The organism is Mesorhizobium sp. P2_B11 (assembly GCF_056404855.1).
Window position 1 is genome coordinate 51759 of sequence record NZ_JBFUDF010000003.1, and the last position, 25434, is coordinate 77192.

23 protein-coding genes are annotated in these 25434 nt (G+C 63.6%); 8 read left to right on the plus strand and 15 right to left on the minus strand.

The window, feature by feature from the left end; genetic code table 11:
- Positions 1–5 precede the first annotated feature (5 nt).
- The 8 genes from AC1DYJ_RS08875 to AC1DYJ_RS08910 all read right to left on the minus strand — a co-directional run bounded on the left by AC1DYJ_RS08875 (position 6) and on the right by AC1DYJ_RS08910 (position 7300).
- Positions 6–464 carry a MaoC/PaaZ C-terminal domain-containing protein gene (locus AC1DYJ_RS08875; RefSeq protein WP_477281685.1) on the minus strand — a complete coding sequence of 153 codons (459 nt, stop codon included), beginning with the start codon at positions 462–464 and terminating at the stop codon, positions 6–8.
- Positions 461–1534: a Gfo/Idh/MocA family protein gene (locus tag AC1DYJ_RS08880; RefSeq protein WP_477280266.1), complete on the minus strand. Its 1074-nt coding sequence runs from the start codon at positions 1532–1534 to the stop codon at positions 461–463. The genes AC1DYJ_RS08875 and AC1DYJ_RS08880 overlap by 4 nt, the downstream gene beginning before the upstream one ends.
- Entirely contained in the window at positions 1527–1856 is a 330-nt protein-coding gene (locus AC1DYJ_RS08885; protein WP_477280267.1) for an L-rhamnose mutarotase, read from the minus strand. The genes AC1DYJ_RS08880 and AC1DYJ_RS08885 overlap by 8 nt, the downstream gene beginning before the upstream one ends.
- A gap of 11 nt (positions 1857–1867) precedes the next feature.
- On the minus strand, positions 1868–2980 hold the full coding sequence (locus tag AC1DYJ_RS08890; protein ID WP_477280268.1) for a mandelate racemase/muconate lactonizing enzyme family protein: 1113 nt from the start codon (positions 2978–2980) through the stop codon (positions 1868–1870).
- Between the two features lie 5 nt (positions 2981–2985).
- Positions 2986–4083, minus strand: coding sequence for an ABC transporter ATP-binding protein (locus tag AC1DYJ_RS08895; RefSeq protein ID WP_477280269.1), 1098 nt, complete (start codon positions 4081–4083; stop codon positions 2986–2988).
- A 1-nt stretch (position 4084) separates the two neighbouring features.
- Complete coding sequence (locus AC1DYJ_RS08900; RefSeq protein WP_477280270.1) at positions 4085–4951, minus strand: carbohydrate ABC transporter permease; 867 nt, start codon at positions 4949–4951, stop codon at positions 4085–4087.
- A gap of 2 nt (positions 4952–4953) precedes the next feature.
- Positions 4954–5850: a carbohydrate ABC transporter permease gene (locus AC1DYJ_RS08905; RefSeq protein ID WP_477281687.1), complete on the minus strand. Its 897-nt coding sequence runs from the start codon at positions 5848–5850 to the stop codon at positions 4954–4956.
- 130 nt (positions 5851–5980) lie between these two features.
- Positions 5981–7300, minus strand: a complete 1320-nt coding sequence (locus tag AC1DYJ_RS08910) for a type 2 periplasmic-binding domain-containing protein (RefSeq protein WP_477280271.1) — start codon at positions 7298–7300, stop codon at positions 5981–5983.
- A 163-nt stretch (positions 7301–7463) separates the two neighbouring features.
- On the opposite strand from AC1DYJ_RS08910, the gene AC1DYJ_RS08915 reads away from it, so the two are divergent.
- On the plus strand, positions 7464–8252 hold the full coding sequence (locus AC1DYJ_RS08915; protein ID WP_181055551.1) for an IclR family transcriptional regulator: 789 nt from the start codon (positions 7464–7466) through the stop codon (positions 8250–8252).
- 67 nt (positions 8253–8319) lie between these two features.
- Positions 8320–9156: an amidohydrolase family protein gene (locus tag AC1DYJ_RS08920; RefSeq protein WP_477280272.1), complete on the plus strand. Its 837-nt coding sequence runs from the start codon at positions 8320–8322 to the stop codon at positions 9154–9156.
- A 50-nt stretch (positions 9157–9206) separates the two neighbouring features.
- Here the strand turns inward: AC1DYJ_RS08920 and AC1DYJ_RS08925 are convergent, their stop codons facing one another.
- From AC1DYJ_RS08925 to AC1DYJ_RS08940, 4 genes are all read right to left on the minus strand, one after another.
- A complete protein-coding gene (locus AC1DYJ_RS08925) occupies positions 9207–10346 on the minus strand; it encodes an extracellular solute-binding protein (RefSeq protein WP_477281689.1) in 1140 nt (379 codons plus the stop codon).
- A 20-nt stretch (positions 10347–10366) separates the two neighbouring features.
- Complete coding sequence (locus AC1DYJ_RS08930; RefSeq protein WP_477280273.1) at positions 10367–11527, minus strand: CaiB/BaiF CoA transferase family protein; 1161 nt, start codon at positions 11525–11527, stop codon at positions 10367–10369.
- Positions 11524–12075 carry a MaoC family dehydratase gene (locus tag AC1DYJ_RS08935; RefSeq protein WP_477426042.1) on the minus strand — a complete coding sequence of 184 codons (552 nt, stop codon included), beginning with the start codon at positions 12073–12075 and terminating at the stop codon, positions 11524–11526. The genes AC1DYJ_RS08930 and AC1DYJ_RS08935 overlap by 4 nt, the downstream gene beginning before the upstream one ends.
- A gap of 149 nt (positions 12076–12224) precedes the next feature.
- Positions 12225–13010, minus strand: coding sequence for an SDR family NAD(P)-dependent oxidoreductase (locus AC1DYJ_RS08940; protein ID WP_477280275.1), 786 nt, complete (start codon positions 13008–13010; stop codon positions 12225–12227).
- A gap of 83 nt (positions 13011–13093) precedes the next feature.
- Between AC1DYJ_RS08940 and uxuA the strand changes: the two genes are divergently transcribed.
- Positions 13094–14278, plus strand: coding sequence for a mannonate dehydratase (gene uxuA, locus AC1DYJ_RS08945; RefSeq protein ID WP_477426044.1), 1185 nt, complete (start codon positions 13094–13096; stop codon positions 14276–14278).
- 27 nt (positions 14279–14305) lie between these two features.
- On the opposite strand, the gene AC1DYJ_RS08950 is transcribed toward uxuA, so the two are convergent.
- Complete coding sequence (locus AC1DYJ_RS08950) at positions 14306–15466, minus strand: alpha-D-ribose 1-methylphosphonate 5-triphosphate diphosphatase (protein WP_477280277.1); 1161 nt, start codon at positions 15464–15466, stop codon at positions 14306–14308.
- A gap of 307 nt (positions 15467–15773) precedes the next feature.
- Here AC1DYJ_RS08950 and AC1DYJ_RS08955 point away from each other — a divergent pair, with 307 nt between their 5' ends.
- The 5 genes from AC1DYJ_RS08955 to AC1DYJ_RS08975 all read left to right on the plus strand — a co-directional run bounded on the left by AC1DYJ_RS08955 (position 15774) and on the right by AC1DYJ_RS08975 (position 22719).
- Entirely contained in the window at positions 15774–17063 is a 1290-nt protein-coding gene (locus AC1DYJ_RS08955; protein ID WP_477280278.1) for a D-arabinono-1,4-lactone oxidase, read from the plus strand.
- Positions 17060–18232 (plus strand): alanine racemase, encoded by a 1173-nt coding sequence (locus tag AC1DYJ_RS08960; protein ID WP_477280279.1) that lies wholly within the window; start codon positions 17060–17062, stop codon positions 18230–18232. The genes AC1DYJ_RS08955 and AC1DYJ_RS08960 overlap by 4 nt, the downstream gene beginning before the upstream one ends.
- A gap of 22 nt (positions 18233–18254) precedes the next feature.
- Positions 18255–19967: an aldehyde dehydrogenase family protein gene (locus tag AC1DYJ_RS08965; protein ID WP_477280280.1), complete on the plus strand. Its 1713-nt coding sequence runs from the start codon at positions 18255–18257 to the stop codon at positions 19965–19967.
- A gap of 51 nt (positions 19968–20018) precedes the next feature.
- Positions 20019–21671 (plus strand): FAD-binding dehydrogenase, encoded by a 1653-nt coding sequence (locus tag AC1DYJ_RS08970; protein ID WP_477280281.1) that lies wholly within the window; start codon positions 20019–20021, stop codon positions 21669–21671.
- Between the two features lie 163 nt (positions 21672–21834).
- On the plus strand, positions 21835–22719 hold the full coding sequence (locus AC1DYJ_RS08975; protein ID WP_477280282.1) for a hypothetical protein: 885 nt from the start codon (positions 21835–21837) through the stop codon (positions 22717–22719).
- A gap of 64 nt (positions 22720–22783) precedes the next feature.
- Here the strand turns inward: AC1DYJ_RS08975 and AC1DYJ_RS08980 are convergent, their stop codons facing one another.
- Entirely contained in the window at positions 22784–24304 is a 1521-nt protein-coding gene (locus AC1DYJ_RS08980) for a hypothetical protein (RefSeq protein WP_477280283.1), read from the minus strand.
- Entirely contained in the window at positions 24301–25431 is a 1131-nt protein-coding gene (locus AC1DYJ_RS08985; protein WP_477280284.1) for a glycoside hydrolase family 5 protein, read from the minus strand. Before AC1DYJ_RS08985 ends, AC1DYJ_RS08980 begins: the two co-directional genes overlap by 4 nt.
- Positions 25432–25434 lie beyond the last annotated feature (3 nt).

The following is a 25434-nucleotide window of genomic DNA, read 5'->3' on the forward strand; positions in this document are numbered from 1 at the left end:
GCAGACTATGCGCTGGGCACCGGTCGACGCTCGACGATGTAGATGTGGTCCGCGGCCAGCACCACATCGCCATGCTGGTTGATCACTTCACAGCGCTCGATCACGCGGCCTGAGCCCGGCCGCTTTGGGTCGTCTTCCTTAGCGGTGATTGTCGTGCGGGTCTTGATCGTGTCGCCGATGAACACCGGCTTGATGAAGCGCAGCCGGTCGTAGCCATAGGAGAAGGCGACAGGATTGACGATACTTGCCGTCAGCCCGACGCCGACCGAGAACACGAGCGTGCCATGCGCAATGCGCTGGCCGAACGGCGTCGTCTTCATGAACTCGGCGTCCATGTGGTGCGGGAAGAAATCGCCGGTGTGGCCGGCATGAACGATGAAGTCGGTCTCGGTGATGGTGCGGCCGCTGGTCAGGCGCGTCGAGCCGATCTGATAGTCCTCGAAGTAAGTGATCTGTTCCATCAGGGCCTTTCCGCGATCGGCGTCGCCGGCGCCGCGCTCGATTTGTACGCCGCCTCGACCAGCGCCATGGTGTTCCAGGCGTCCTCGGCCGAGCTTATCAGCTCGTTGTCCTCGCCGGCGGCAAAACGCTGGACATTGGCCATGCGACCGACAAAGGCATCCGGAAACCATTCGCCGGCCAGCGGCACCGCAACCCAGTCCGTTCCGCCTTTGGGATAGATCTCCAGAATGTCCGGCTCGCCGGTGGGATAGTCGAGATTGAGGCCGAGTTTCAGGTAGGCCGCGCCCTCGGTGCCGCAGATCCGGAATTCACAGGCCTGGTGCCGGCGGCCGAATTTGTGATCGTGGTTGATCGACAGCGCGCAGCGCACGGTGTCGCCATAGTCGAGAATGGCGCTGGTGCGCGTCTGCGCCACCTTGTGGTTGGGATGGCCAAGCGTCTTGGCGTGGACGCCTTTGGGATCGCCGAGCAGCTGCCGGATCAGGTCGAGATAGTGGATCGAGTGCATGGCGATCTCGACGCGCGGCGCCTTGAGCAGGAACTCCCAAAGCTGCCAGGGTGTGGCCAGCGCCAGCCAGGCGTCGAAATCGACGACGTCACCCAGCCAGCCTTTGGCGATGGCATCCTTCAGCGCCAGCATCATCGGCGCAAAGCGCAGCTGGAAATTGACGGCCGCCTTGAGGTTTTTGGCGCGGCAGATTTCGAGGATTTCAGTGGCCTCGCCGAGATAATTGCCCATCGGCTTCTGGATCAGGGCGACCGCGCCGTCGGGCAGGGCCTTCAGGATCTCGGCGTGCCGGCCCGGCGGTGTCGCCAGGTCGAAGATCACGTCCTGGACAGCAGCGGCTTCTTCCACCGAGCTGAATGCCCCTACGCCCCACCGTTCGGCCAGGGCCTGCGCCTTGGCCTGATCCGGATCGTAGAGGCCGGCAATCGGAAAGCCAGCCTTGCGATAGGCCGGGAAATGCGCGTCGCCGACAATCGATCCGGCGCCGAATGTGACGATCGGCCGGGGTTTCGACGGTCTGGGCCAGGACTGAACGAGCGAGGCCGGATCGAAGGCATCAGTCATGATGGAAGACTTCATCCATCGACGCCCACCACTCGCCGTCCTTGCGCGTCGCCAGCGGCTCCTGGCACGGCATGCAGACCGCCCACCATTCCTGCGTCCTCGGATCGGCAGCCATCTTCGCCGTGTCGGCGGCATAGTCGGTGCCATGATATTCGAAGGTGGAAAACAGCAGGTTCTCCGGCCGCTTCAGGTAGATGGAATAGTTCTTGATGTTGCAGGCCGAAATCATGGTCAGCACATCGGGCCAGACTGCGGCGTGCAGGCGGACATATTCCTCGACTTTTTCCGGCTTGAGGCCGAGCACCATTCCCATCCTCTGCATGTGCCAGCTCCCTATTTGGCAATCGTCGTGGTGAATTCGGCGATGCTCTTTGCCTTGACTGCGTCCCAGTCCCAGTCGATGCCGATGCCGGGCTCGTCGGGCGCCAGCGCCTCACCGTTCTCGATGCGCATCTTCTTGCCGGTCAAATCGTCCAGCTGCGGAATATACTCGACATACCTGCCGTTCTGAACAGCGCAGGCCAGGCTGACATGCAGTTCCATCAGGAAGTGCGGGCAGACCGGGATGTCGAAGGCTTCGGCCGCATGCGCCACTTTCAGCCAGGGTGTGATGCCGCCGATGCGGCCGGCATCGACCTGCACGATCGAGCAGGCGCCTTTTTGCATGTATTCGCGAAAATGCCGGATCGAGTAGAGCGACTCGCCAATGGCGATCGGCGTCGACGTCGCGTTGGACAGCCTGACATGGCCGTCAATGTCGTCGGCCGGCAGCGGCTCCTCGATCCAGGCGAGGTCGAGGTCGCGCAGCCGCTCGGCCCGGCGGATGGCTTCGTCGACGGAGAAACCCTGGTTGCAGTCAGTCATGATCTCGTAGCCGTCGCCAACCGCCTTGCGCACCGCCGAGAGGCGGGCCAGATCTTCCGAGCCATGCGGCTTGCCGATCTTGACCTTCGAGCCGCGGAAGCCCTTGGCCTTGGCGGCGACCGCGTCATCGACCAGTGCTGCCGTCTCGATGTGCAGCCAGCCGCCTTCGGTGGTGTAGAGCGGGCAGCGGTCCTTGGCGCCGCCGGCGAGCTTCCACAGCGGCAGGTTCTGTTTCTTCGCGCGAAGGTCCCATAGAGCCGTATCGATGGCGGCAATCGCGATTGCGGTAATGGCGCCGATCGTGGTGGCGTGGGTGGCGAATTCGAGCTCGTGCCAGATCGCCTCGATCTGGTCGGCATCGCGGCCGATCAGGCGCGGCGCCAGATGATCGGACAGCAGCCGCATCACCGAGGAGCCGCCGGTGCCGATCGTGTAGCTGTAGCCGGTGCCGACCGCGCCGTCGGCATCGGTTATGGTGACGATCGGCGTCTCCTGGCTGACAAAACTCTGGATCGCGTCGGTTCGCTTGACCTTGGGGACAAGGTCGACGATGCGCAGCTCGACTTTTTCGATTTTCGCCATGTCGGTCAGCTCCGCAATGTCTTGCCGGTTGCGGCGGAAAACAGATGTGCCTGCGACAAATCGAGGCTCATCTTCACCCGGTCGCCGGCCTTGAGCGGCTTCGGGTTGAGCATGCGCGACACCCAGTCGCTGCCATTGAATTCGGCGAAGACCAGCGTCTCATTGCCGAGCGGTTCGGTGACCGTCACCGGCAGCTCGACCTGATGGACATCGGTGTCGGCACCGGAGTTGAGGCCGTGCCCGGTTGGGTAGATGTCGTCGGGCCGCAGCCCGAAGACGACCTTGTCACCGGTGGCGGCGTTTGCCTTGAACTGGCCGGGCAAGGGCAGGCGCTCGCCGCTGGCAAACAGCAGCTCGCCATTGTCGACCGTCGCCTCATGCAAATTCATCGGCGGCGAGCCGATGAAGCCGGCGACAAAGCGTGTCGCTGGGCGGCGGAACACCTCGTCGGGCGTGCCGACCTGTTCGATGAAGCCGTCGCGCATGATGACGATGCGGTCGGCCAGCGTCATCGCCTCGACCTGGTCGTGGGTGACGTAGATCACCGTCGACTGCACCTTGGCGTGCAGCTTCTTGATCTCGGTGCGCATTTGCGTGCGCAGCTTGGCGTCGAGATTGCTGAGCGGCTCGTCGAACAGGAAGACATCGGGATCGCGCACGATGGCGCGGCCCATGGCGACGCGCTGGCGCTGTCCGCCCGACAGCTGCGACGGCCTGCGTTCGAGCAGCGCATCGAGGCCGAGGATGCCGGACGCTTCGGCAACGCGGCGGTCCATTTCTTCCTTGGCCGCGCCGGCGATCTTCAGGGAGAAGCCGAGGTTCTCTCGCACCGTCATATGCGGATAGAGCGCGTAGGACTGGAACACCATCGAGATGTTGCGCGAGCGCGGCGGCAGATCGTTGACCTTGCGGCCGCCGATCTCGATCACGCCGCCGCTGATGTCTTCGAGGCCGGCGATCATGCGCAACGTCGTCGATTTGCCGCAGCCGGAGGGGCCGACGAGCGCGATGAATTCGCGGTCGGCGACTTCGAGGTCGATGCCGTGCACGACGGCGACCGGGCCATAGTTCTTCGAGAGGTTTTTCAGGGATACGGTTGCCATGTCAGCCTTTCACCGCGCCGGAGGTCAGGCCGCCGACAAGGTGTTTCTGGACGATGAAGGTCAGCGTGAGCGCCGGGATGATCATCACCACGGCCAGCGCGCACATGCCGCGCCAGTCGATGGTGAATTCGGAGGTGTAGTCGAGCAGGCCGACCGGCAGCGTCTTGGAATTGATCGAGCGCGTCAGCTGCGAGGCCAGCGCGAACTCGTTCCAGGAGGTCAGGAAGGCAAAGATGCCGGCGGACGCAATGCCGGGGCCAGCCAGCGGAAACTCGACCTGCCAGAAAGCCTGCCAGCGCGTGCAGCCGTCGATCTGCGCGGCCTCGGCAAGGTCCTTCGGCACCTGGCGGAAGAAGCCGTCGATCAGCCAGACGGTGAACGGCACGTTGAGCGCGACATAAACCAGGATCAGGCCGAAATGCGTATCGATGATGCCGAGCCGCGCGTAGACGAAGAACAGCGGCAGCGACAGCGCGATGCCGGGCACGGTGCGGGTCAGCATCAGGCCAAGGAACATCGCCGACTTGGCGCGGAAGCGGTAGCGGGCGAAGGCGTAGCCGCCGGCCATGCCGATGACGATGGCGATCACCGTCGAGGTCACCGAGATGATCAGCGAATTGCGGAAATAGTCGAGCACCGGAATGCCGCCTTTGCCGACGCCGCTGAACATGGCGACGTAGGCGTCGAGCGACAGCTCCTGCGGAATCCAGACCGGCGGCTTGGCCATGATCTCGACGGTTGGCCGCAGCGACGACAGCACAATCCAGATGCCGGGCAGGCAGATGACCAGCATGGCCAGGAACAGGGTGACGCCGTGGGCGATGCCGAGCGCCTGGCGGCGGACGCGATGCAGGCTGTTCTGGTCCATGTCTACCACTCCGCCGCGATCTGCGTGCGCGCCGCGGCGAGCTTGCGGTAGAAATAGACGGTGAAGCCGATCGACAGCAGGATCGAGAAGTAGGCCATGGCGTTGGCCAGCCCCATCTTGGCGTCGCTGTAGGCGGTGCGGGCAACCAGCGTCCATACCAGCTCGGTGCGGCCGGCCGGTCCGCCATCGGTCATGATCTTGACGATGTCATAGGCGCGCGCCACGTCGAGCGAGCGGATGGTCATGGCGATGAAGGCAAACGGCATGATGAACGGCCAGGTGACATAGCGGAATGTCTGCCATGGCGTGCAGCCGTCGACGCGCGCCGCCTCGACCGGTTCGCGCGGCATGGCGAGCAGGCCGGCCAGGATCAGGATGGCGAAGACCGAGGTCGACGACCAGATCTCGGCGGTGAGGATGGCGATGAAGGCGAGGTTGCCGTCGATCAGCCAGGGGATGGCGCGGTCGGTCAGGCCAAGCGCCTGCAGCGCGTTGTTCACCAGGCCGATATTGTCGTTGAACATGAACTTGAACTGGAAGCCGACCAGGATCGGCGAAAACATCATCGGGAACATCATGATGGTGCGCAGGAGGCGCTGCCCGCGCGAGGCCTTTTCGACCAGCAGCGCCAGGCCGAGGCCGATCAGCATTTCCAGGTTGAGCGCCACCGTCAGCAACACAACGGTGCGGGCGAAGGCGACCCAGAAATCGCGGCTGGTGAAAATGTTGATGTAGTTGCGGGCGCCGATGAAGACCCAGAAGGTCTCCGGCCGCGTCAGCCGAAACGGCGTGAAGCTGGAATAGAGCGACAAAAGCAACGGCACCACCACCACCGCCGCCAGCACGATGACGGCCGGCAGCAGAAGCAGGAAGGGTGGTGAGGGTTTCCAGCCTTTCATGTCGATCCGGTTCTGGTTGGCGCCGTGATGCCGCAAGCCGCTGGGCGAGGGGACATCAGAGAGCATCTTGCTGTTGGAAACAATTCGGGGGCGCTGCTCCTTGGAGATGCCGCGCCCCCGGTGGAAAAGATCAAAGCTTGCCGGCGTCCTCGAGGATCTGGGTGGCCTTGGCGGCCGCGTCGTCCAGTGCCTGCTTGGACGTCTTGTCGCCGAGGATGGCGGCCTGCAGCTCAGGATAGACGGCGTTGGAAATCTCGATCCATTCCGGCGTCTGCGGCACCGGGAAAGCGTTCTTGGCGGCTTCCTGGAAGGCCTGCAGCACTTCGGTCTTGTAAGGATCGGACTTCGCCTGCTCGATGTCCCACTCCCAGACTTTGGTGCGGGTGGGCAGCGGGCCGCCGGCTGCCTCCAGTTTCTGGCTGTCCTCATTGGTCAGCCACCAGACGAGAGAAGCGGCGGCTTCCTTGTTGGCGCAGTTCTCGGTCACCGAGAAGCCATGCGCGCCGGACCAGCCGGACCGCTTGCCGGACGAGCCCTTGGGCTGGACCTTGACGCCGACATTGCCGGCGACCTTGGACGATTTCGGGTCGTTGAAGAAGCCGGCCCAACCCGGCCAATCCAGGTTGATGGCGACGGTGCCCGAGGCGAAGCCCTGGCCGAGATCGTCCCAGAGATAGTTGGTGGTGCCGGCGGGAACGGCCTTGGCCTTATAAAGATTGACGAACCAGTCGAGCGCCTTGACGCCGGCTTCCGAGTTGAAGGCCGGCTTGCCGTCCTTGTCGAGATATTCGCCGCCATCGGCGATGACCATCTCGTAGAAGCGGCCGTTGATAGCCTCTTCCTTGCCGGCATATTGGGTGCCGTAGAAATCCGGCGGGCTGGCGAAGAATTCGGCCTGCTGCGCCATCTCGTCGAACGTGTCCGGCGGCACGAGCTCCTCGCCGTATTTGTCCTTGTAGGCCTTCTTCTTGGCTTCGTCCTGATAGAGGCTCTTCTGGTAGTAGAGCGCGGAGACGTCGAACTGCGCGCGCGGCAGCATCACCAGCTTGCCGTCAAGCGTGCCGGCGGCGATGTTGGCCGGAACGAAGGCGTCGATTTCTTCCTTCGGCAACAGCTTGGCAAGATCGGTGTAGATGCCCGGATATTGCGGTGCGAACGAGGTGTGGTTGGAGCCGACGCACCAGTTGATGCTGCCCGAGGCGATGTCCGATTTGATTTCCTTGTCGAGCTCGAAATGGTTCTTCTTCGAGATGACGTTGACCTTGGCGCCGGTCAGCTTTTCCCATTCGCCGATGCGCGCATAGAGGCCTTCATACTGCTGGCCGCCGATCAGCTTGGCGTCGATGGTGACGCCGTCGAATTTGCCCGGCAGGTCGCCGGCAAAGGCGACGCTCGCGGACAGAGCAAGCAATGTCACGCCGGCCGACAGGCCGGAAAACAGTCTGTTCATTTGGTTTCCTCCCAAAGAGCCTGCGTCGAACCCGTTGTGGGATTCGATTGACAGCCTTCATTCATATACAAACAAAACATTTATGGTAGCGTCAAGCCGGAAAGTGCTTTCAGATGACGATCTGTATGCGTATATGAAGTCTGAAATTCACTGGAGAGTGAGCATGGCCGAGGACGATGACGACGACCGCTATCGTGCCCCCGCGCTGGACAAGGGGCTCGACATTCTCGAGCTGCTGGCAGGCGTTGATGGCGGCCTGACGCAAGCGGAAATCGCCAAAAAACTCGACCGCAGCCCGAACGAATTCTACCGCATGCTCGACCGCCTGGTGCGGCGCGGCTATGTCACGCGTCCCGACGGCGACCGTTACTCGCTGACGCTGAAGCTGTTCGGCCTGGCGCAGTTGCATGCGCCGGTGCGCAGGCTCGGCTCCTTTGCCACGCCGCTGATGCGGGAACTGGCCGAAACTTCGCAGCAGGCCAACCAATTGGTGGTCTTCGACCGCGGTTCAGCCGTGGTGATCGCGCAGCAGGAGGCGCCGGACTATTGGGGCATCTCGATCCGCGTCGGATCGCATATCAGCCTGTTCGACACCGGTTCGGGCCATGTGCTGCTCGCCTTCCGCTCGGACGAGGAGCGGCAGATGATGATTTCGGAGCACATCCGCAGCACCGACAAGCCGGCGCAGTCGCCGGAATTCTTCGCCCGCCTCGACCAGATCCGCGAGCGCGGCTACGAGATGATGGCATCGCTGCAGACGGCCGGCGTGTTCAACCTGTCGGCGCCGGTGCTGGGATCGGACGGCAAGGCGATCGCAGCCCTGTCGGTGCCCTACATCACGCTGGTCAATTCGCCCCAGGCGCCCGACATCACCAAGACCATCGCGCTGTTGCAGGCGGCGGCAGAAAAGCTGTCGCAGCTGGCGGGGTCAACCTTCAAGCCATCGAAGTGAAATTCTTATTTGAATGAACGATTTCTCCATGAGATGATTTGAAATCGCCGAAGAGGATAGCGCCACCATGATCATCGACACCCATCTGCACCTGATCGATCTGTCGGCACTGCGCTATCCCTGGCTCGGCGGCGTGCCGGCGCTCAACCGCGATTTTTCGCATCAGGAATATGCGACCCAGGCCCGCCGCGCCGGCATCGAGGCAGCCTTGCATATGGAGGTCGATGTCGACCCGGCCGACATCCAGACCGAGACCAACCAGGTGAAAACACAGTCACTGGAGAAGGGCAGTCTGCTGCGCGGCGCGATCGCCTCATGCCGTCCCGAGGAGGCTGGCTTTGCCGCCTATATCGAGCGCCAGCAGGCCGATCCCTTCGTCAAGGGGTTTCGCCGCGTGCTGCACGTCATGCCCGACGAACTTTCGGAAAGCGCGCTGTTTCGCGAGAACATCAAACGACTTGCCGGCACCGGCCTGACCTTCGACCTCGTGGTGCTGCCGCACCAGATTCCGCACGCGATTATGCTCGCCGATCTCGCGCCCGATGTGCAGTTCGTGCTCGACCATTGCGGTGTGCCCGATATCAAAGGCAATGCCGAGCACCCATGGCGCGAGCACATGGTCGAGATCGCGCGGCGGCCCAATGTCATCGGTAAAATCTCCGGCGTGGTTGCCTATGCGGATGCCGGCTCATGGACGGTCGAAAGCTTGCGGCCCTATGTCGAGCACACGATCGGCTCGTTCGGCTGGGACCGCGTCGTCTGGGGCAGCGACTGGCCGGTGTGCACGCTTGGCGGCGGCCTGGCTACCTGGGTGGCGGCGACGCATGCGCTGATCGCCGGCGCCAGTCCCGATGAGCGGACGAAGCTGCTCTCGGCCAATGCCAGGCGGATGTGGAAGCTTTAGCGGTCGACGGATAGTGCTCGCCCGCTGGCGAGCGCGTCTCTGCGTCTGGTTCAGGCTCCTCCACCGGCAGCGCCAGGCGCCGGACTACTCTCCCGAAACAGGCTGTTGAGATCGGCAACGACCTGGCCGGGCCGATGCCTTGATCTCAGGCCGCCGATGATGCGGTCGGATGCTTTCTGCTGGAACGCCATGTAGCCGTCATGGCGCGGCCGCACCCATGCGCCTTCCAGCGTCGCGCGTGTGCCGCTGTAGAAATTGCCGGTCGCGGCGTTGACGCTCAGGTCTTCCCAGGCAGCGGCATGACCCGGCTGTCCGCCGGCAGCGGCATAAGGACCGCGCTGGACATCGCCGCTGGCGACCCAATAAGCGAAATCGATCGCTGCCTCCTTGGTCTTGGAGAAAGCAGAGACCGCTATGCCGGTGCCGCCGAGCGCCGAGCCGATCGGGCCGCTGGAGCCGATCACCGGGATGTCGGCGAAGGCCAGCCGGTGCGCGCGAAACCCAGATATTGCGTAGGAGACATAACCGTAGATCAGCGGCGCGCAGGCGATGCGGGCATTGGCTTCCGCCATGCGCTCCGAAACGGCGATCGGATCCATCTCGAAACAGGCGGGATCAACCAGCGCCGCGATCTCGCGCATCGCTTCGAAGACTTTGTCGCCGGTCTCGCTGTCGATGAGATCGCCCGACGGATCGGTGGCGCAGGCGTGACCGAGATTGCCGGCCAGCGTGTAGAAGGTCATCAGGGAATGCGGCGGCCGCAGCGGCAGCAGCACGCGGCCTTGCCGGGCGAGATCGAGCACCTCGCTCCAGCGCGCCGGCGGCGCATCGAGCGCGTCCGGTCGCCAGGCCTGAACCTGTGTTGCCGCATCGATGGGAAAGGCCCATTGCCGTCCCTGCCAGCTGTAGCTCGGATAGGATTGGCCAACGCTGCCCGCGGCAAGAGCTGCGCGCTCGGCTTCGCGGCCGGCGACATCGAGCGGCGCGAGGCAGCGCTCCGCGGTGATCTGGCCGACATGCGGATGGTCGATGACGATCAAATCATAGGCGCGCGCCAGCTCCTCGACCGGGAAGGATTCGAAATCCTGCAGCGAGCGCTTGTCCCACTCGATGGCTATGCCGGTCTTCTGTTCCCACAGCGCCGAACAGGCGACCATCGGATCGTAGCCGCGCGGATGGCTCCAGGTCATGCCGCGCAGCGTCACCTCAGTCACAGGCCGAACTCCGCACGGATTGCAGCACTGTGCTCGCCGATGCGCGGTGCCGCGCGGTCGACCTTGGCCCTGACACCGTCGACCCGGAGCGGCGAGCTGGTGGTAAGGATCGAAACGTCGTCCTCACGCGTCACCGTCTGCAACATGTCGAGCGACTGAAAGCCTTCGCTGGCCAGCATTTCGGGCCAGGTCAGCACCTTGGCGCACCAGATGTCGGCTGGTTCGAGGATGGCAAGCCACTCGTCGATGGTCTTGGTGGCGATGCGCTGCGCGATGATTGCCTTGATATCGTCGCGCGCGGTGAACCACGAGGCCGGCTTGTCGCGATAGGGCGCGAGCGCATCGAGAGCCAAGAGATCGGCGAGTTTCGGGATCGGCGTCATGGCGATGGCGAGATAGCCGTCACTGGCCGGATAGACGCCGTAAGGCGCCGACAGATAGGCATGCGCGCTGCGGAAGCTGGAGCGTCTGGGCAAGCGGCGGCCATCGTTGAGATGCGTGGTCAGCACCTCGAACTGAAAGTCGACCAGCGCTTCGAGCAGGCTGGTTTCGATATGGCTGCCCTGGCCGGTAATGCCGCGCCGAACGAGGGCGGCGAGAATGCCTTGCGCGCAGGCCGCACCGGCCAGCATGTCGCCGATGGCGAGGCCGAACGGCACCGGCCCCTGGTCCTCGTCGCCGTTCAGCCACATCACGCCCGAGCGCGACTGCGCCAGCAAGTCCTGGCCCGGCCGTTTGACCCAGGGACCTTCCTCGCCATAGCCGCTGATCGAGGCATAGACCAAACGCGGATTGATCTTGCGCACGGATTCGTAGTCCAAGCCGAGCCGCTCGATGACGCCGGGGCGAAAATTCTGGATCAGCACGTCTGCCTTGGCCAGCAGCCCGCGCAATGCTTCCAGGTCGGCCTCGTTCTTGAGGTCGATGGCAAAGCTTTCCTTGGCCCGGTTGATGGCATGGAAGATGGTGGAGTCACCGCCGATCTCGGTGTCGCTGAGATAGAGCCGGCGCGACAGGTCGCCGCCATCCGGACGTTCGATCTTGATGACGCGGGCGCCGAGATCGAGCAGCCTGAGCGAACAGTAGGGCCCGGACAGGAACTGGCTCATGTCGACGACGGTGAGACCGGCAAGCGGCAATTCGGCTGCCATCGTCATTTCTCCGTCTTGCCGACGAAGTCCGCGGGATTGCGGTACTTCACCGTTTGCAGGTGCTCGCAGTAGAGAACAAGTTCGCCTTCGCCCTTGAACACTTCGTAGGAGGCGCGAATCAGCCCCATCTCCTTGTAGCGCGGCTTCTTGTCGAGGTTGGAGCGGATCGAATAGATGGTGTCACCAATGAAGACAGGTTTTATGAAACGCAGTCTGTCATAGCCGTAGGAAAAGGCGTTGACGCAGTTGGTGGCGACGAGGCCGAGGCCGGCCGAAAAGACAAAGGCGCCGGCGATCAGCCTCTTGCCGAAAATGCCTTCCGCCTCGGCAAACATCTGGTCCTGCACATAGGGGTGGATGTCGAGCACCAGCGTGTTGAACAAATGGCTGTCGCCTTCGGCCATTGTGCGCCGCAACGAACGGATTTTCTGGCCGACCGGCCAGTCCTCATAGAACCAGTTCTCCGCGTTCCAGACCGGGAGATCGGCATGATCTCTGGGCATGTTGGCAGGATGCGTCGATGCCACGCCGACGGTCGGCGCAAACCCCGTCATGGCGCCATCCCCGGGACGAACAACGCATCCGTCCGGGCGGGCCGCGGACCCGCTGATTGCATGATCGATCCTCCCGTCAATCTTCTTTTGTGAATAGTATTTTCACATATGGGGTTATCTTGCAAGCATGAACAGGCGGCTTGGCAGCCTTACTTCACGCCGATGCCGGCGGTCAGGCCGCCATCGATCCGGTAGTCGGAACCGGTGCAGAAGCCGGCTTTCGCCGAGCACAGGAACGCGATGAGTTCTGCCACTTCCTCCGGTTCGCCGATGCGGCCGAGCGGATGCGCCGCGCCGAAACGCTTATAGGCTTCGTCGACATCGGCATCGCTGCCACTGTCGCCGCGCGCGGCCTTTTCCAGGATCGGCGTGCGGATTGAACCCGGGCTCACCGAGTTCACCCGGATGCCGGCTGAGGCATAGTCGAGCGCCAGCGAGCGCGTCAGCGTGTGGATGGCGCCCTTGGTGGTGGCGTAGGCGGCGACGTTCTGCTGGCAGGCAAAACCTTGCACCGAGGCGACATTGACGATGGCGCCGCCGCCGCGCTTGATCATTTCCGGAATGCCGAAATGCGCCGTCAGGTAGATCGAGCCGACATTGACCGTCATCGTCCGGTTCCAGGTTTCCCAGTCGGTCGTCGTCGCCGTGCCATAGGGATGCACGGCGGCCGAATTGACGATGACGTCGAGGCCACCGAATTTTGCCACGCCAGCCGCCACCGCGTCGCGCACCTGGTCGGAGACGGAGACGTCGGTGTCAATGACCAACGCCTTGGCGCCGGCGCTTTCCAGTTGCGCTTTCATCGCCACGTTGGCGGTGCGGTCGATGCCGCAGGCGATGATCGCAGCGCCGCCGGCCGCAAGGCGTCTGGCGGTCGCCAGACCAATGCCGGTCGTACCCGTCACCAGGGCCACCTTGCCCTCGAAATCCGTCATTTCTAAAAACTCCTTCCTTTTCTATCGACTCCCGTCGCGGTCCAACAATAAGTTGCCAACCTCTCGCAGAAGGAAAGCCGAAAATGGAACAATGCTGGCGCTGGTATGGACCCGACGATCCGGTGACGCTCGATCATGTCAAGCAGGCCGGCGCCACCGGCGTGGTCTCGGCGCTTCATCACATCTATGACGGAAGGGCGTGGCCTGAAGCCGAAGTGCTGGAGCGCAAGCGCATCATCGAGCAAGCCGGACTGACCTGGTCGGTCGTCGAGAGCATCCCGGTCCACAACTCCTTCAAGATCGGCGCGCCGGAACGCGAGCGCTATGCCGGCTACTATCGCGACTCGATCCRTGCGCTGGCCAAGGCCGGCATCGCCACGATCTGCTACAATTTCATGCCTGTGGTCGACTGGACCCGCACCGATCTCGCCTACCGGCTGCCGACGACCGGCTATGCCCTGCGTTTCGATGCGATCGATTTCGCCGCCTACGATCTGTTCGTGCTGAAGCGCAAGAACGGCGCCGACAGCTACACGCCGGCGCGCATTGCCGAGGCGGAGAAGCGGCTCAAGGAATTGCCGCCCGCAAAGATCGACCAGATCGAGCGCAACCTGATCGCCGGCCTGCCGGCGACCGAGCGCAAGTATGATCGCGATAGTTTTCGCGAGGCGCTTGCCGACTATGAGGGGATCGGGCCGAAGGAACTGCGCGACAACCTCGCCTGGTTCCTGCGCGAGATCATTCCGGCGGCGGAAGAGGAGGGGGTGCGCATGTGCATCCATCCTGACGACCCGCCATTCTCGCTCTACGGCCTGCCGCGCGTCGTTTCGACCGCCGAGGATGCGCGTTTCATTCTCAATGCCGTCGACAGTCAGGCCAATGGGCTGACGTTCTGCACCGGCTCTTACGGCACGCGCGCCGACAACGACATTGTCGCCATGGTCAAGGAATTCGCCGACCGCATCCATTTCGCCCATCTGCGCAACATCACCATCGAGAAGGACGGCTCGTTCTACGAGGCCGAGCATCTTGAGGGCGGCACCGACATGGCGAATGTCATCCTGGCATTGATGCAGGAAGAGGCGCGCCGCCACAGGGAAGGCCGCGCCGACTGGCAAATCCCGATGCGGCCGGACCATGGCCATCTGCTGGCCGACGATATCGGCAAGACAAGGATCAATCCCGGCTACTCGCTGATCGGCCGCCTGAAGGGGCTGGCCGAACTGCGCGGCATCATGCGCGCCGTGGAGACGTTCGGGCTGGCTTGAGTTGGCTGGACTTTATGCCCTGTCATTTCAGTGCCGGCCCAACGTGCCGTCGCTGTAGATCATGCGGCCGGCGCGGAATGTCGCCCGCACCCGCGCCACCGGCCGGCGATCGGCGACGACGAGATCGGCCAGCAGTCCAGGCTCGATGGCGCCGCGATCGGTTAGGCCTAGCGCCGAGGCCGGATTGGCGCTGGTCAGCGCTGCCGCCGCCACCAGGCCACCGTCACGCAGTTCGGCGAGGCCGAGCACTGCCGGCAGGATCGAGGCCGGGTGATAGTCGCTGGCCAGCATGTCGAGCAGTCCGGCTTCATAGGCCTGCCGTGCCGACAGATTGCCGGAATAGGACTGGCCGCGCAGCGCATTGGGCGCTCCCATCACGGTATGCATTGCCAGCCTCCTGGCTTCCTGCGCCGCTTCCAGCGTCACCGGGAATTCGCTCAGCGTGGCGCCGAGGCCGTGAACCAGTTCCACCTTCTCTAGCGTGTCGTCATCATGCGAGGCAAGCGCAACGCCATTGGCCTGCGCCCGCGCCGACAAGTCCTGCAAACCGTTGAGCACATCGCCCTGGCCTTCGCGGCCGGCGATGCGATGGCCGACCACCTCGGACGCCTGGGCAACCGACATGCCGCGCTCCTTGGCGATGCGGGCGATGTAAAGCTCGACATCGCGATACTGGCCTTGTCCGGGCGTGTGATCCATCAGCGAGATCAAATGCAGCCTGCCGGCATCCATCAGCTTCTGCAGCATGGCAATGGCCGGCGTGAAAGTGACTTCGAAGCGGGCATGGATGCGGTGGTCGACCAGCAAATGGTCCTTCATCCCGGCGATGGTATCGATGATCGCCGAAGTGTGCTCTTCCGACCGCGCCACGCCACTGGTGATGCTGGCGCCGATGAAGGACAGCGCGGCATAGGCCGTGGTGACGCCGCAGGAGGCCAGCTTCTTGTCGAGTTCGGCAATGCCGATCTTCATCGGCACATGCACGCCGAGGCGCGGCTCGACTTCCTTCTCGACCATGTCGCCATGCATGTCGATGAAGCCTGGCAGAAGCAGGCGACCGCCGCCTGAGATGTCGGCATTTTCGACCGGCTCATTGCGGATCTCGGCGATCCGGCCGTTTTCGATGCGGATGGCGCCGTTCGGGATGATGCGGTCGCGCAGGACAATTTCGAATTCACTTAGCCACATGCAATTTCTCTTCGGGCGGTTCAGGACGGGGTTTCGGTCGACATGACCGAGCGACAGCCGTCCCATAACAGCTGCTTGCCCCTGAAAAATGACAGTCGGTGACATGCCTGGTGATTGACGCGAAAAGTCACGGGCCATGCGGTCGACAGTCGCTTTTCTTTCGAAGCCGGCTTGCAACGGCTTGGCGCTCGATTGCCAGCTTGACAGAAAGCTGACAATGTATCATATCCAAAAAGCTGACTATGTATCATATTATTCCGTGCAGCGATCAAGACCGGTCAAGCCGGCCGTTCCAGGGAGGCGCCAAGTGGGAGAGGCTATCAGCCGGTGGAGCAATTGGTCGGGCTATGTCACGGCCACGCCGCTGGCTTTTGCCGAACCGCAGACTCTCGATGCGTTAAGCGCTGCCATTCGCAACTCGCCCGGGCCGGTTCGCTTCGCGGGCACGGGCCATTCCTTCACGCCACTGGTCAAGAATGACGGGACCATCCTGTCGCTCGATCGCTTCGAGGGCCTGAAGGCACACGACCCCAAAAAGCTTACGGCGCGAGTCGGCGCCGGTACCAAGATCGGCACGATGGCGAAGCTTTTGCACGGCGTCGGCCAGGCGCTGCCGAACATGGGCGACATCGACAAGCAGGCGTTCGGCGGCGCGCTGGGCACTGCTACCCATGGGTCGGGCATCACGCTCGGCGCCTATCATACCCAGCTCGAGGCGATGCAGATCGTCGACGGGCGCGGCGTGGTGAAAGAGTTCGACCGCGCAAAAAGCCCCGACATGATCGAAGCCATGGGCGCCTCGCTCGGCGCCTTCGGCGCCGTCACCGAAGTGACGATCCGCAACATGGCAAGCTACCGGATGCGGCACCGCCGCTGGACGGCGCCGATCGGCGAGGTGCTGTCGCAATTCGAGGCGACGATGACGGCGCATCGTTCAGCCGAGTTCTACTACGTGCCGTTCTCCGGCCAGGCGCTGCTGATCGCCAGCGACATCACCGAGGCGCCGGCGACGGTGCGCCCGCCGACGGAAGACGACGATGCCGTCACCACACTGAGGAAACTGCGCGACTATCTCAGCTGGTTCCCGTGGCTGCGCCGCCGTCTCATCGGTTCGGCCTTCGCCAAGGTGCCGCCTGAGGACTATGTCGAGGACTGGCTGAAGGTTTTTACCTCCGAGCGCAACGTCAAGTTCAACGAGATGGAATACCACCTGCCGTTCGAGGAAGGAGCGGCGGCACTGAGCGAAATCATCGCGCTGCTCGAGACGCGGTTTCCGGAGGTATACTTTCCGATGGAGGTGCGCGTGGTTGCACCGGACAATGTCTGGCTCAGCCCCTTCTACAAGCGGCCGACCTGTTCCATCGCCATCCATCACGGCGTCGAGCGCGATCCGATGGCGTTCTTCAACGCCGCCGAGCCGATCTTCCGCAAGCGTGGCGGCCGCCCGCATTGGGGCAAGATGCACAGCCTGACGGCAAGGGACTTGAGCGCGCTATATCCGCGCTGGAACGACGCCATGGCAGTCCGCCGCGAGATGGACCCGGACAACCGTTTCGTGTCGCCTTATATGGCCAGGCTGCTCGGCGTCACGGCATGAGCCTGACCGACGGATATTTCGCGGAACTGTCGGGCGCGCTTCGAGCCGCCGAAATCCATCAGCCTTGCCTGGTGCTCGATCTCGACCGGCTCGATCACAACATCACAGCGATCAAGGCCAAGTTCGCCACGGGCCTCGATCTGCGCCTTGTCGACAAGTCGCTGCCATGCCTGCCGCTCATCCAGCACATCCGCGCGGCGTTCGCGACCGACAGGCTGATGACCTTCCATCTGCCGATCAGCGCCGAGATGCTGCGAGCCTTCTCAGATGTCGATCTTCTGCTCGGCAAGCCGATGCCGGTTGCAGGTGCGAGACACGCCCTTACCAAGGGAGTGCTCGCCGGGCTCGGCGAAGCGACGTCGCGCGTCGTCTGGCTTATCGACACGGAAGCGCGGCTTGCCGCCTATGGCGCGCTTGCCACCGAGCTCGACCGCGAGCTGCGCATCTGCTTCGAGGTCGATGTCGGGCTGCATCGCGGCGGCATCGGCAATCCCGACGCGCTGGCGCGAGCGGTGGCGGCACTCACCGCTCATCCGCGGCTGAAATGCGAAGGCGTCATGGCCTATGAGGCGCATATCGGCCATATCCCGAAACTGCTCGGCGGACCGGCCAAAGCGCGGGCCAAGGCGGTCAGCCTGTTTCGCCAGTATGTCACCTGTCTCGCGCCCGACCAGCGCAGAATCCTCAACCTTGGGGGCTCAAGCACGGCGCTGCTCTATGACAGCTGGGTCGGCGCCAATGAACTGTCGATCGGATCGGCCTTTGTGCTGCCGACCGATTTCGACGTGCCCAGCCTCAGCCAGTTGCAGCCGGCCGCCTTCATCGCGGCGCCGATCCTGAAAGTGGTCGATGTCCAGCTGCCGGGCCTGGACGAGCGCTCCTGGCTGCTCAAGAAGCTTGGCCTCGCGCCGCGCCGTGGCTGTTTCCTCTACGGCGGCAAATGGATGGCCAAGCCGGTTTATCCCTCGGGCATGAAGACCGACAAGACATTCGGCTTCTCGACCAACCAGCAATTCATGGCGCTGCCCGACGATGCCAATGTCGGACCCGACGACTACGCCTTCCTGCGTCCGACGCAGAGCGAATTCGTGCTACAGCAATTCGGTTCGATCCAGGTCTATTCCGGCGGTAAGATCGCCGCGCAATGGGCCGCGCTGCCGTTTTCGTAAAATCGAGGTGGAGGAGCATCAGATGGTCGCCAAGGCAGTCAAAACCCAGCCCACGCAGCCTGAATGGGCGGCCGAACTCGACCTCGCGCTGGCTGATCTCGACGCGAAAAAGGACGACTGGGCGCGCACCTCGAACAGCGAGCGGATCGCGCTGCTGCGCGAGGTCAAGGAGCATATCCGCGAGGTCGCCGAGGCGTGGGTCAAGACAGCGGTGCGCAAGAAGGGTATTCCGACCGGCTCGCCGCTGGAAGGCGAGGAGTGGCTGGCCGGCCCGGCGACGCTGATGGACGGCTGCAACCAGTTCATCCACACACTCAGCCTGATGGAGGGCAAAAAATTCCTCGACGGGCTGCCGGTCCGCACCTTGCCCAAAGGGCAGGTGGCGGTGACGGTGGTTCCGAATTCGATCTGGGACAAGGTGCTGTTCACGGGCTTGAAAGCCGAGATCTGGATGCAGCCCGGCGTGACCAAGGCCAACCTCGCCGCAAACACCGCCGCGGCCTACGACGCGCCGGCGGCGAGCCGCAAGGGCAAGGTCGGGCTGGTGCTCGGCGCCGGCAATGTCGCCTCGATCGCGCCGCTCGACTGCCTGCACAAGCTCCTCGTCGAACACCAGGTGGTTCTGCTCAAGATGAACCCGGTCAATGACTATCTCATCGATTTCCTGCGGCCGGCGCTGCGGCCGCTGATCGAATTCGGCGCACTGCGCATCGTGCGCGGCGGCGCCGATGTCGGCGGCTATCTGTGCAACCACGATCTCGTCGACGACATCCACATCACCGGTGCCGCCACCTCGCACGATGCGATCGTCTGGGGTCCCGGCGAGGAGGGCCGCAAGAACAAGGCGGCAGGCACGCCGAAGAACAAAAGGCGCATCACCTCCGAGCTTGGCGGTGTGGCGCCGACCATAGTGGTTCCCGGCCCATGGTCGAATGCCGACATCGCCTACCATGCCGAACTGATCGCGACCCAAAAACTCAACAATTCCGGCTTCAACTGCATCGCCTGCCAGATGCTGGTGCTGCCCGAAGGCTGGGACAAATCCGATGCGTTGCTGGCGGCGCTCGAAAAGGTGATGCAGAAAGCGCCGCCACGCCCTGCTTACTATCCGGGCGCGACAGAGCGCCTCGCTGCCTTCGAAGCGCATGCCGACAGCGTGCAGAAATTCGAGCGCCCGGGTGGACCTGCCTGCGTGGTGGTGCCGTTCCGGCCGGGCACGGACGCCTATCTCGAAAACGCCGAGGTGTTTGCGCCGGCGCTCAGCGTCATGCGGCTGCCGGCGGGCAATGCCGAGTCCTATCTGCGTGCAGCGGTCGCCTACGCCAATGAAAAGCTGCACGGCACGCTGGCCGCCAACATTCTCATCCATCCCAGGACGATCGCCGAGATCGGCCGGCCGCGCTTCGAAGAGATCGTTGCCGAATTGCGGTATGGCGGCATCGGCATCAATTCCTGGAGCGGCGTTCTGTTTGCGCTGCTGCGCCCGACCTGGGGTGCTTTCCCCGGCCATACGCTCGAGGACGTGCAGAGCGGCATCGGCGTCGTCCACAACACGTTCCTGTTCGACAAGCCCGAGCGCAGCGTGCTGGAAGCGCCGTTCCGCATCATGCCGAAACCGGCTTGGTTCCTGACCCACAAAAGGGCGCACATCGTCGGTCGGCTGATCACCGAGTTTCACTACCGGCCGAGCGTCCTGAAACTGCCGCGGATCATCTGGAACGCGCTGCTGGGATAGGGGCAAGCAACGATCTCAGGGCAGCGCAAAGGCGAGACAGGAGCTACGACAATGGCTGACGCGGATGCAATCATCGTTGGCGGCGGGCTGGCCGGTCTGGCCGCTGCCGCGGAACTCGGCGATGCCGGCAAGCGCGTGATCATCGTCGAGCAGGAGGGCGGCGGCTTTCTCGGCGGCCAGGCATTCTGGTCGCTCGGCGGCCTGTTTCTGGTCGACACACCAGAGCAGCGCCGCTTGCGCATCAAGGACAGCCGCGACCTCGCCTGGCAGGATTGGCTGGGTTCGGCCCAGTTCGACCGGCCGCAGGACCATTGGCCAAGGAAAGTGGCGGAAGCCTATGTCGATTTCGCCGCCGGCGAGATGCGGCCGTGGCTGCACGGCATGGGCATGCGTTGGTGGCCTGTCGTCGGCTGGGCCGAGCGCGGCGGCGCGCTGGCCAACGGCCACGGCAATTCGGTGCCGCGCTTCCATCTGACCTGGGGCACCGGGCCGGGCGTGGTTGCGCCGTTCGAAAGGCGCGTGCGCGACCACGTCGCCAAGGGGCTGATCACGCTGAAATTCCGCCATCAGGTCAGCCGGCTGGTCAAGACCAATGGCGCGGTCACCGGCGTCGCGGGCGAAATCCTCGAGGCGTCCAACGTCGAGCGCGGCCAGCAGTCGAACCGCACGGTCGTCGGCGATTTCGAACTCTCTGCCGGCGCAGTGATCGTCACCTCCGGCGGCATTGGCGGCAATCACGATCTTGTCCGCAAGGTCTGGCCGGTCGAGCGGCTCGGGCCGGCGCCGAAGCGTATGGTCGCCGGCGTGCCGCACCATGTCGACGGCCGCATGGTGGCGATCACCCAGGACGCCGGCGGCGCCGTCATCAATGCCGACCGCATGTGGCACTATGTCGAAGGGCTCAAGAACTGGAATCCGATCTGGCCGAACCACGGCATCCGCGTGCTGTCGGCGCCGTCGCCGCTGTGGTTCGACGCGCTCGGACAACGCATGGAGGCGCCATTCTTCCCGAGCTTCGATTCGCTCGGCACGCTGAAGCGTATCCTGTCGACCGGCCACGACTATTCCTGGTTCGTGCTGACCAAGACGATCGCCTCGAAGGAGTTCGTGCTGTCGGGCTCGGAGCAGAACCTCGACTTCACCGGCAAGGATTGGCGGGCCGTGCTGAAGAACCGGCGCGGCGGCAAGGCGCCGCCGTCGGTGGCGGCGTTTCTAGAGAAGGGCGAGGACTTCGTCGTCCGCGACAATCTGGCTGATCTGGTCGCGGGCATGAACGCGCTCTCCGGCGACAATCTGCTCGACTACGACCGGCTCAAGGCGCAGATCGTGGCGCGCGATCGCGAGGTCGACCATGCCTACACCAAGGACGCGCAGGTCACTGCCATCCGCGGCGCCCGCAACTACATCGGCGACAAGATCTTCCGGGTGACCAAACCGCACAAGATACTCGACCCCAAACACGGGCCGCTGATTGCGGTGCGCCTCAACATCCTGACGCGCAAGACGCTGGGCGGCCTGCACACCAACCTCAATTCGCAGGTTCTCGACGGCGATGGCGAGCCCATTGCCGGACTCTATGCGGCGGGCGAGGTGGCCGGCGGTGGTGGCGGCGGCTATCACGGCTACAATGCGCTGGAAGGGACATTTCTCGGCAGCTGCATCTTTTCCGGCAGGAATGCAGGTCGGCACGCGGCGGGCAGGTGACGCCCCGAACCGGGCAAACGCTGGCGTCGACCCACGTCAGACCATCAGCGGGTGCCATGGTCGGGATATTTCCCGACGACAGAGCAGATTGTTAATCGTCCTGCGTTATTGGAAGGGTGGGGGTGAATGGATCTGGTAATCTGATCGTGTTCACGGGTCGACTATGGCAGTACTTGGTACCCATCCTCCCGACCTCGGCTGCCGGCCAATTCACCAGGGTGATTGGGACGGCGTAGCCGATTGCCTGCGCCGGGGCTTTCCAGAACGCAGCCGCAAGTACTGGATGCGGGCGCTTGCACGTTTGTCGCAGCGGCCCGTCGTCGCCGATTTTCCACAATACGGCTTCGCCCTGGAGCACGCAGGCCGGATCGTTGGCGTCGTGCTGACGCTCTACGCCCGCTTCCCTGGCGTGGAAGGCGACGAAATCCGCTGCAACATTTCAAGCTGGACGGTGGACGAAGGATACCGTCCCCAGGCCATGAAGTTGATCTGGGCGATCCTCAGGCGGAGAGACGTGACCTTCACGAACATTTCGCCGGCGCCGGCGACATTGAAGGCCAACAAGGCACTCGGCTTTCAGCTTTTTTCGCATGGACAATTTGCCTTCCTGCCCGCCTTGAGTTCGGTGCCGGGGTCGTGTCAGGTGCTTGAGGTTCGTCCCGATCTTGCCGAATTGGCGATGCTCTCCGACGGTGAAAGATACATCGTCCTGGAGCACGCTGCGCTGGGCTGCATCTCTCTGGTCTGCATTTGCGACGGGGTGGCGGCTCCGCTGGTGTTGATGCCGCGCCGAATACTGCATGGTCTCATCCCCTGCGCCCAGATCGTCTATTGCCGCTCGCTTACGGATCTGAGTCGGTGTGCCGGCGCCTTGGGGCGCTTTGTCTTGCGAAGGGGAATCCTGCTTTGCCTGGTCGACGCCAGGGGGCCCATCCCTGGCCTGTTCGGCCGCTACTTCGCCAACAGGGGGATAAAATACTTCAAGGGTCCGAATCCGCCGGCGCCGGGCGACCTGACCTTCACCGAACTTGTGGTGTTCGGGCCGTAATTGCTCTCTTTTGTTGACGCAATTCCCAAGGGAAAGCGCACGCGCTTTTCCCGGGAAAACCGTTTCACACTCTTCCTGAAATTGCTCTTTGCATCGCCAGTTCGCGCCAGCGCGTGCCCAGCGACACGCCGACAAGCAGCAGGCAGAAGCCGAGCGCAAGCGGTGAGTAGAAGGCTTCTTCCTGCAGCACGGCATTGGCCGAGATGGTGACGATGACGACGAAACCGAACAGGAAATCCGGGTCGCGGGTTTCGATCAGCTGACGCCGCGCCGCCATGGCGAGCGCCGCCAGGAAGCCGAAGAAGACAAAGCTGCCTATACCCATCTGATAGAGCATGACGCCGACGGCGCTTTCGACGGGCACCGAGGCGACACCTTCCGCCTGGGCATTGGCCCAGCTGAGATTGACGCTGGTGCTCGACAAATTGCCGCCAAAGCCCAGTCCCTGTCCAAGCGGGTTGGCCAGGAAGTCGCGCAGGCCGGCCGTCAAGCCAAGCACGTGATAGTCGCCATGCGTCGCGCCATAGCCGATTGCCGCGGTCGTCCAGGCCAAAGCCAGGACTATGACGGCGGTGAGCGTAAAACCGGCACGGGAGGGGCTGTAGATCAGACGCATGGCGAGCGCGACGAGCAGCAGGAACGTCGCGCCCTTGGAGCCGATGACGAGCAGCAGCGGCAAGGCCGCAATGGGAAGCAGCCAACGTCCTTTGAAGAGCAGCCAGGCTGATATGATGCTGAGGGCATAGGCATAGCTGATCGGATGAAAATTCGGGCCGCCGACACGAAAGACGCTGGGCAGGATGTCGTTGAAGAACGGCGTGTTGAAGAAGGTCGTGGTCATCACGTCCTCAAGCCCACGGAAAACGAAGCCGGTCTCCTGCAGCGCCTTCTCCCAGACGCCGGTCTCGATCTGCCGCGATATGCTGCGTTCGATGTAAAGGTCGCCATGGAAGAGGCTGAGGAAATTCATCGTGAAGATCAACTCCAGATATCCGTAGACGACCGCGCCGGCACCGAGCCACAACATGCTCTTGCGCAGGTCGACCGGATAGAGGCTGGCGGCGAGCACGGCGATGTGGAAGCAGGCAAGCGGCGTGATGGTGTTGCGGAAATAGACGACCGCGTCCTTGGGCTGGCCGTGCACGATCCCCAGGGCGAGATAGAAGGTGATGGTTCCACAGAGTACGAGGCTGAGCAGCAGCCAGAAGCGCAATTCGATCAGGGCGCGCACGCGCTGCTGGAATGACGCGGCAAGGAAAATGCCGAAGGCGCTCATCAGGATGACGAAATTGGTACCGCGCAGCGAATCGAACGTATCGTTGTCCGGGATGTAAGGGGTGTACCAGGTGACCACGAGGTTCTGGTAGAGAAAGGCGCAGATGATCAGGACGGGAACGCCCGCGGGCAGGGCGTTGGACACGATCAGCGTCAGGAGGAAGGTCGCGGCAATGCCGAACGGGGTCCAGACGGCAAAGGCCGAAACCGTCAGGACAACAACGATCAGCGACACGCAGACATGCAGCAGCGCCTCGCTGCTATCCGGCGCGCGCAGCCCGACCCGCGGATATGCGCCGATGACGCTCATTGCCCGGCTGCCTCGCCGCCCAGCAGGGCAGCCATAATCGCGGCGTCGAAACCTTCCGTGCTCAGCCTGCTCTTGATGAAGCCAAAACCCTGATCGAGCTCCCAATAGGTCCAGCCGATATGGTTGGCTTCGGCGGCCTCGCGCACGGCACGGACCCAGGCGGCGCGGCTTTGTGCATCGACGCAGAAATTGAGCACGCCGAACTCGTTCAGCATGACCGGACAGTCATGCGCCGCCGACCAACGTGCGGCCTCGGCAAAGTTCGCAGCAATTGCGGCCTCTGTCCACGGGTTCGCGAGTTCGCTCTCGAGCAGGGAGGCGGCTTCTTCGTCGCCGGCAGTGCGCAATTTTGCGATGAGGTCGCGGACCGCGGGGGTCTCCCTTGTCGCAGGAAACGGCAAGTTGGCCATGCGCGCCAGCGGCGACGTATCCCAGTTCTCGCATTGATGGGTAAACGCCATCGGTGCGTAGAAGTGGATGGCGGCGATCTGGTTGTCGTCGGCCAGAGGCGGCGCGTCGACTATTTCCCATATGCCCTGGAAGCGTGCCGGGCCCCAGACCAGCGTATGGCGCGGACATGTTGCGCGCAGCGTCTCGGCGAGCCTGTTGCGCAGCGCCAGCCAGACGGCAGGCTCCATCGGCGGCTCGTTCAGCAGTTCCGGATAGACCGAGGCCGCCGGCAGATCGGCGATGACGGGACGCAAGGCCGTCCACGCCTGGATCACCTGTTCGCTTGCGGCTGCCGGATCGCGCTCGAAAGCGGCGTGAAGGTCGGCGGACGGGTGCATGTCGACGAGAACGGCAAAGCCCAGCCGGGCAAGATCGGCGACACCGTCATGGATAAGGCGGAGCCCGGCCGGGTCGCCGGCCGAGATAAGGTCGCTGTTCACCGGCAAGCGGATGGTTTCGAACCCCGACTGGCGCAGCTTTTCGAGCGTCGCAGGGGCGGGAGCAGTCCCAGCCTCGCGATCGAGCCATCCCGGAAGATTGAAGCCGCGCGATGGAACGCTGCGCGCGGTTGTCGCCGCACGGGCCGAAAAGGGGAGGGTGGCAAGCGCAGTCCCGCCAGCCAGCGCCAGCGCCTGCCGCCGTGACATCACCGGCAGCGATGTCAGATCCGCCGGCACGGA

What these genes read in the sequence shown, in the direction of transcription:
- AC1DYJ_RS08880 (WP_477280266.1), bottom strand. Translation starts at nt 1,534, where the DNA reads ATGACTGATGCCTTCGATCCGGCCTCGCTCGTTCAGTCCTGGCCCAGA.
- AC1DYJ_RS08885 (WP_477280267.1), bottom strand. Translation starts at nt 1,856, where the DNA reads ATGCAGAGGATGGGAATGGTGCTCGGCCTCAAGCCGGAAAAAGTCGAG.
- AC1DYJ_RS08890 (WP_477280268.1), bottom strand. Translation starts at nt 2,980, where the DNA reads ATGGCGAAAATCGAAAAAGTCGAGCTGCGCATCGTCGACCTTGTCCCC.
- AC1DYJ_RS08895 (WP_477280269.1), bottom strand. Translation starts at nt 4,083, where the DNA reads ATGGCAACCGTATCCCTGAAAAACCTCTCGAAGAACTATGGCCCGGTC.
- AC1DYJ_RS08900 (WP_477280270.1), bottom strand. Translation starts at nt 4,951, where the DNA reads ATGGACCAGAACAGCCTGCATCGCGTCCGCCGCCAGGCGCTCGGCATC.
- AC1DYJ_RS08905 (WP_477281687.1), bottom strand. Translation starts at nt 5,850, where the DNA reads ATGAAAGGCTGGAAACCCTCACCACCCTTCCTGCTTCTGCTGCCGGCC.
- AC1DYJ_RS08910 (WP_477280271.1), bottom strand. Translation starts at nt 7,300, where the DNA reads ATGAACAGACTGTTTTCCGGCCTGTCGGCCGGCGTGACATTGCTTGCT.
- AC1DYJ_RS08915 (WP_181055551.1), top strand. Translation starts at nt 7,464, where the DNA reads ATGGCCGAGGACGATGACGACGACCGCTATCGTGCCCCCGCGCTGGAC.
- AC1DYJ_RS08920 (WP_477280272.1), top strand. Translation starts at nt 8,320, where the DNA reads ATGATCATCGACACCCATCTGCACCTGATCGATCTGTCGGCACTGCGC.
- AC1DYJ_RS08925 (WP_477281689.1), bottom strand. Translation starts at nt 10,346, where the DNA reads ATGACCTGGAGCCATCCGCGCGGCTACGATCCGATGGTCGCCTGTTCG.
- AC1DYJ_RS08930 (WP_477280273.1), bottom strand. Translation starts at nt 11,527, where the DNA reads ATGACGATGGCAGCCGAATTGCCGCTTGCCGGTCTCACCGTCGTCGAC.
- AC1DYJ_RS08935 (WP_477426042.1), bottom strand. Translation starts at nt 12,075, where the DNA reads ATGACGGGGTTTGCGCCGACCGTCGGCGTGGCATCGACGCATCCTGCC.
- AC1DYJ_RS08940 (WP_477280275.1), bottom strand. Translation starts at nt 13,010, where the DNA reads ATGACGGATTTCGAGGGCAAGGTGGCCCTGGTGACGGGTACGACCGGC.
- AC1DYJ_RS08950 (WP_477280277.1), bottom strand. Translation starts at nt 15,466, where the DNA reads ATGTGGCTAAGTGAATTCGAAATTGTCCTGCGCGACCGCATCATCCCG.
- AC1DYJ_RS08960 (WP_477280279.1), top strand. Translation starts at nt 17,060, where the DNA reads ATGAGCCTGACCGACGGATATTTCGCGGAACTGTCGGGCGCGCTTCGA.
- AC1DYJ_RS08965 (WP_477280280.1), top strand. Translation starts at nt 18,255, where the DNA reads ATGGTCGCCAAGGCAGTCAAAACCCAGCCCACGCAGCCTGAATGGGCG.
- AC1DYJ_RS08970 (WP_477280281.1), top strand. Translation starts at nt 20,019, where the DNA reads ATGGCTGACGCGGATGCAATCATCGTTGGCGGCGGGCTGGCCGGTCTG.
- AC1DYJ_RS08975 (WP_477280282.1), top strand. Translation starts at nt 21,835, where the DNA reads ATGGCAGTACTTGGTACCCATCCTCCCGACCTCGGCTGCCGGCCAATT.
- AC1DYJ_RS08980 (WP_477280283.1), bottom strand. Translation starts at nt 24,304, where the DNA reads ATGAGCGTCATCGGCGCATATCCGCGGGTCGGGCTGCGCGCGCCGGAT.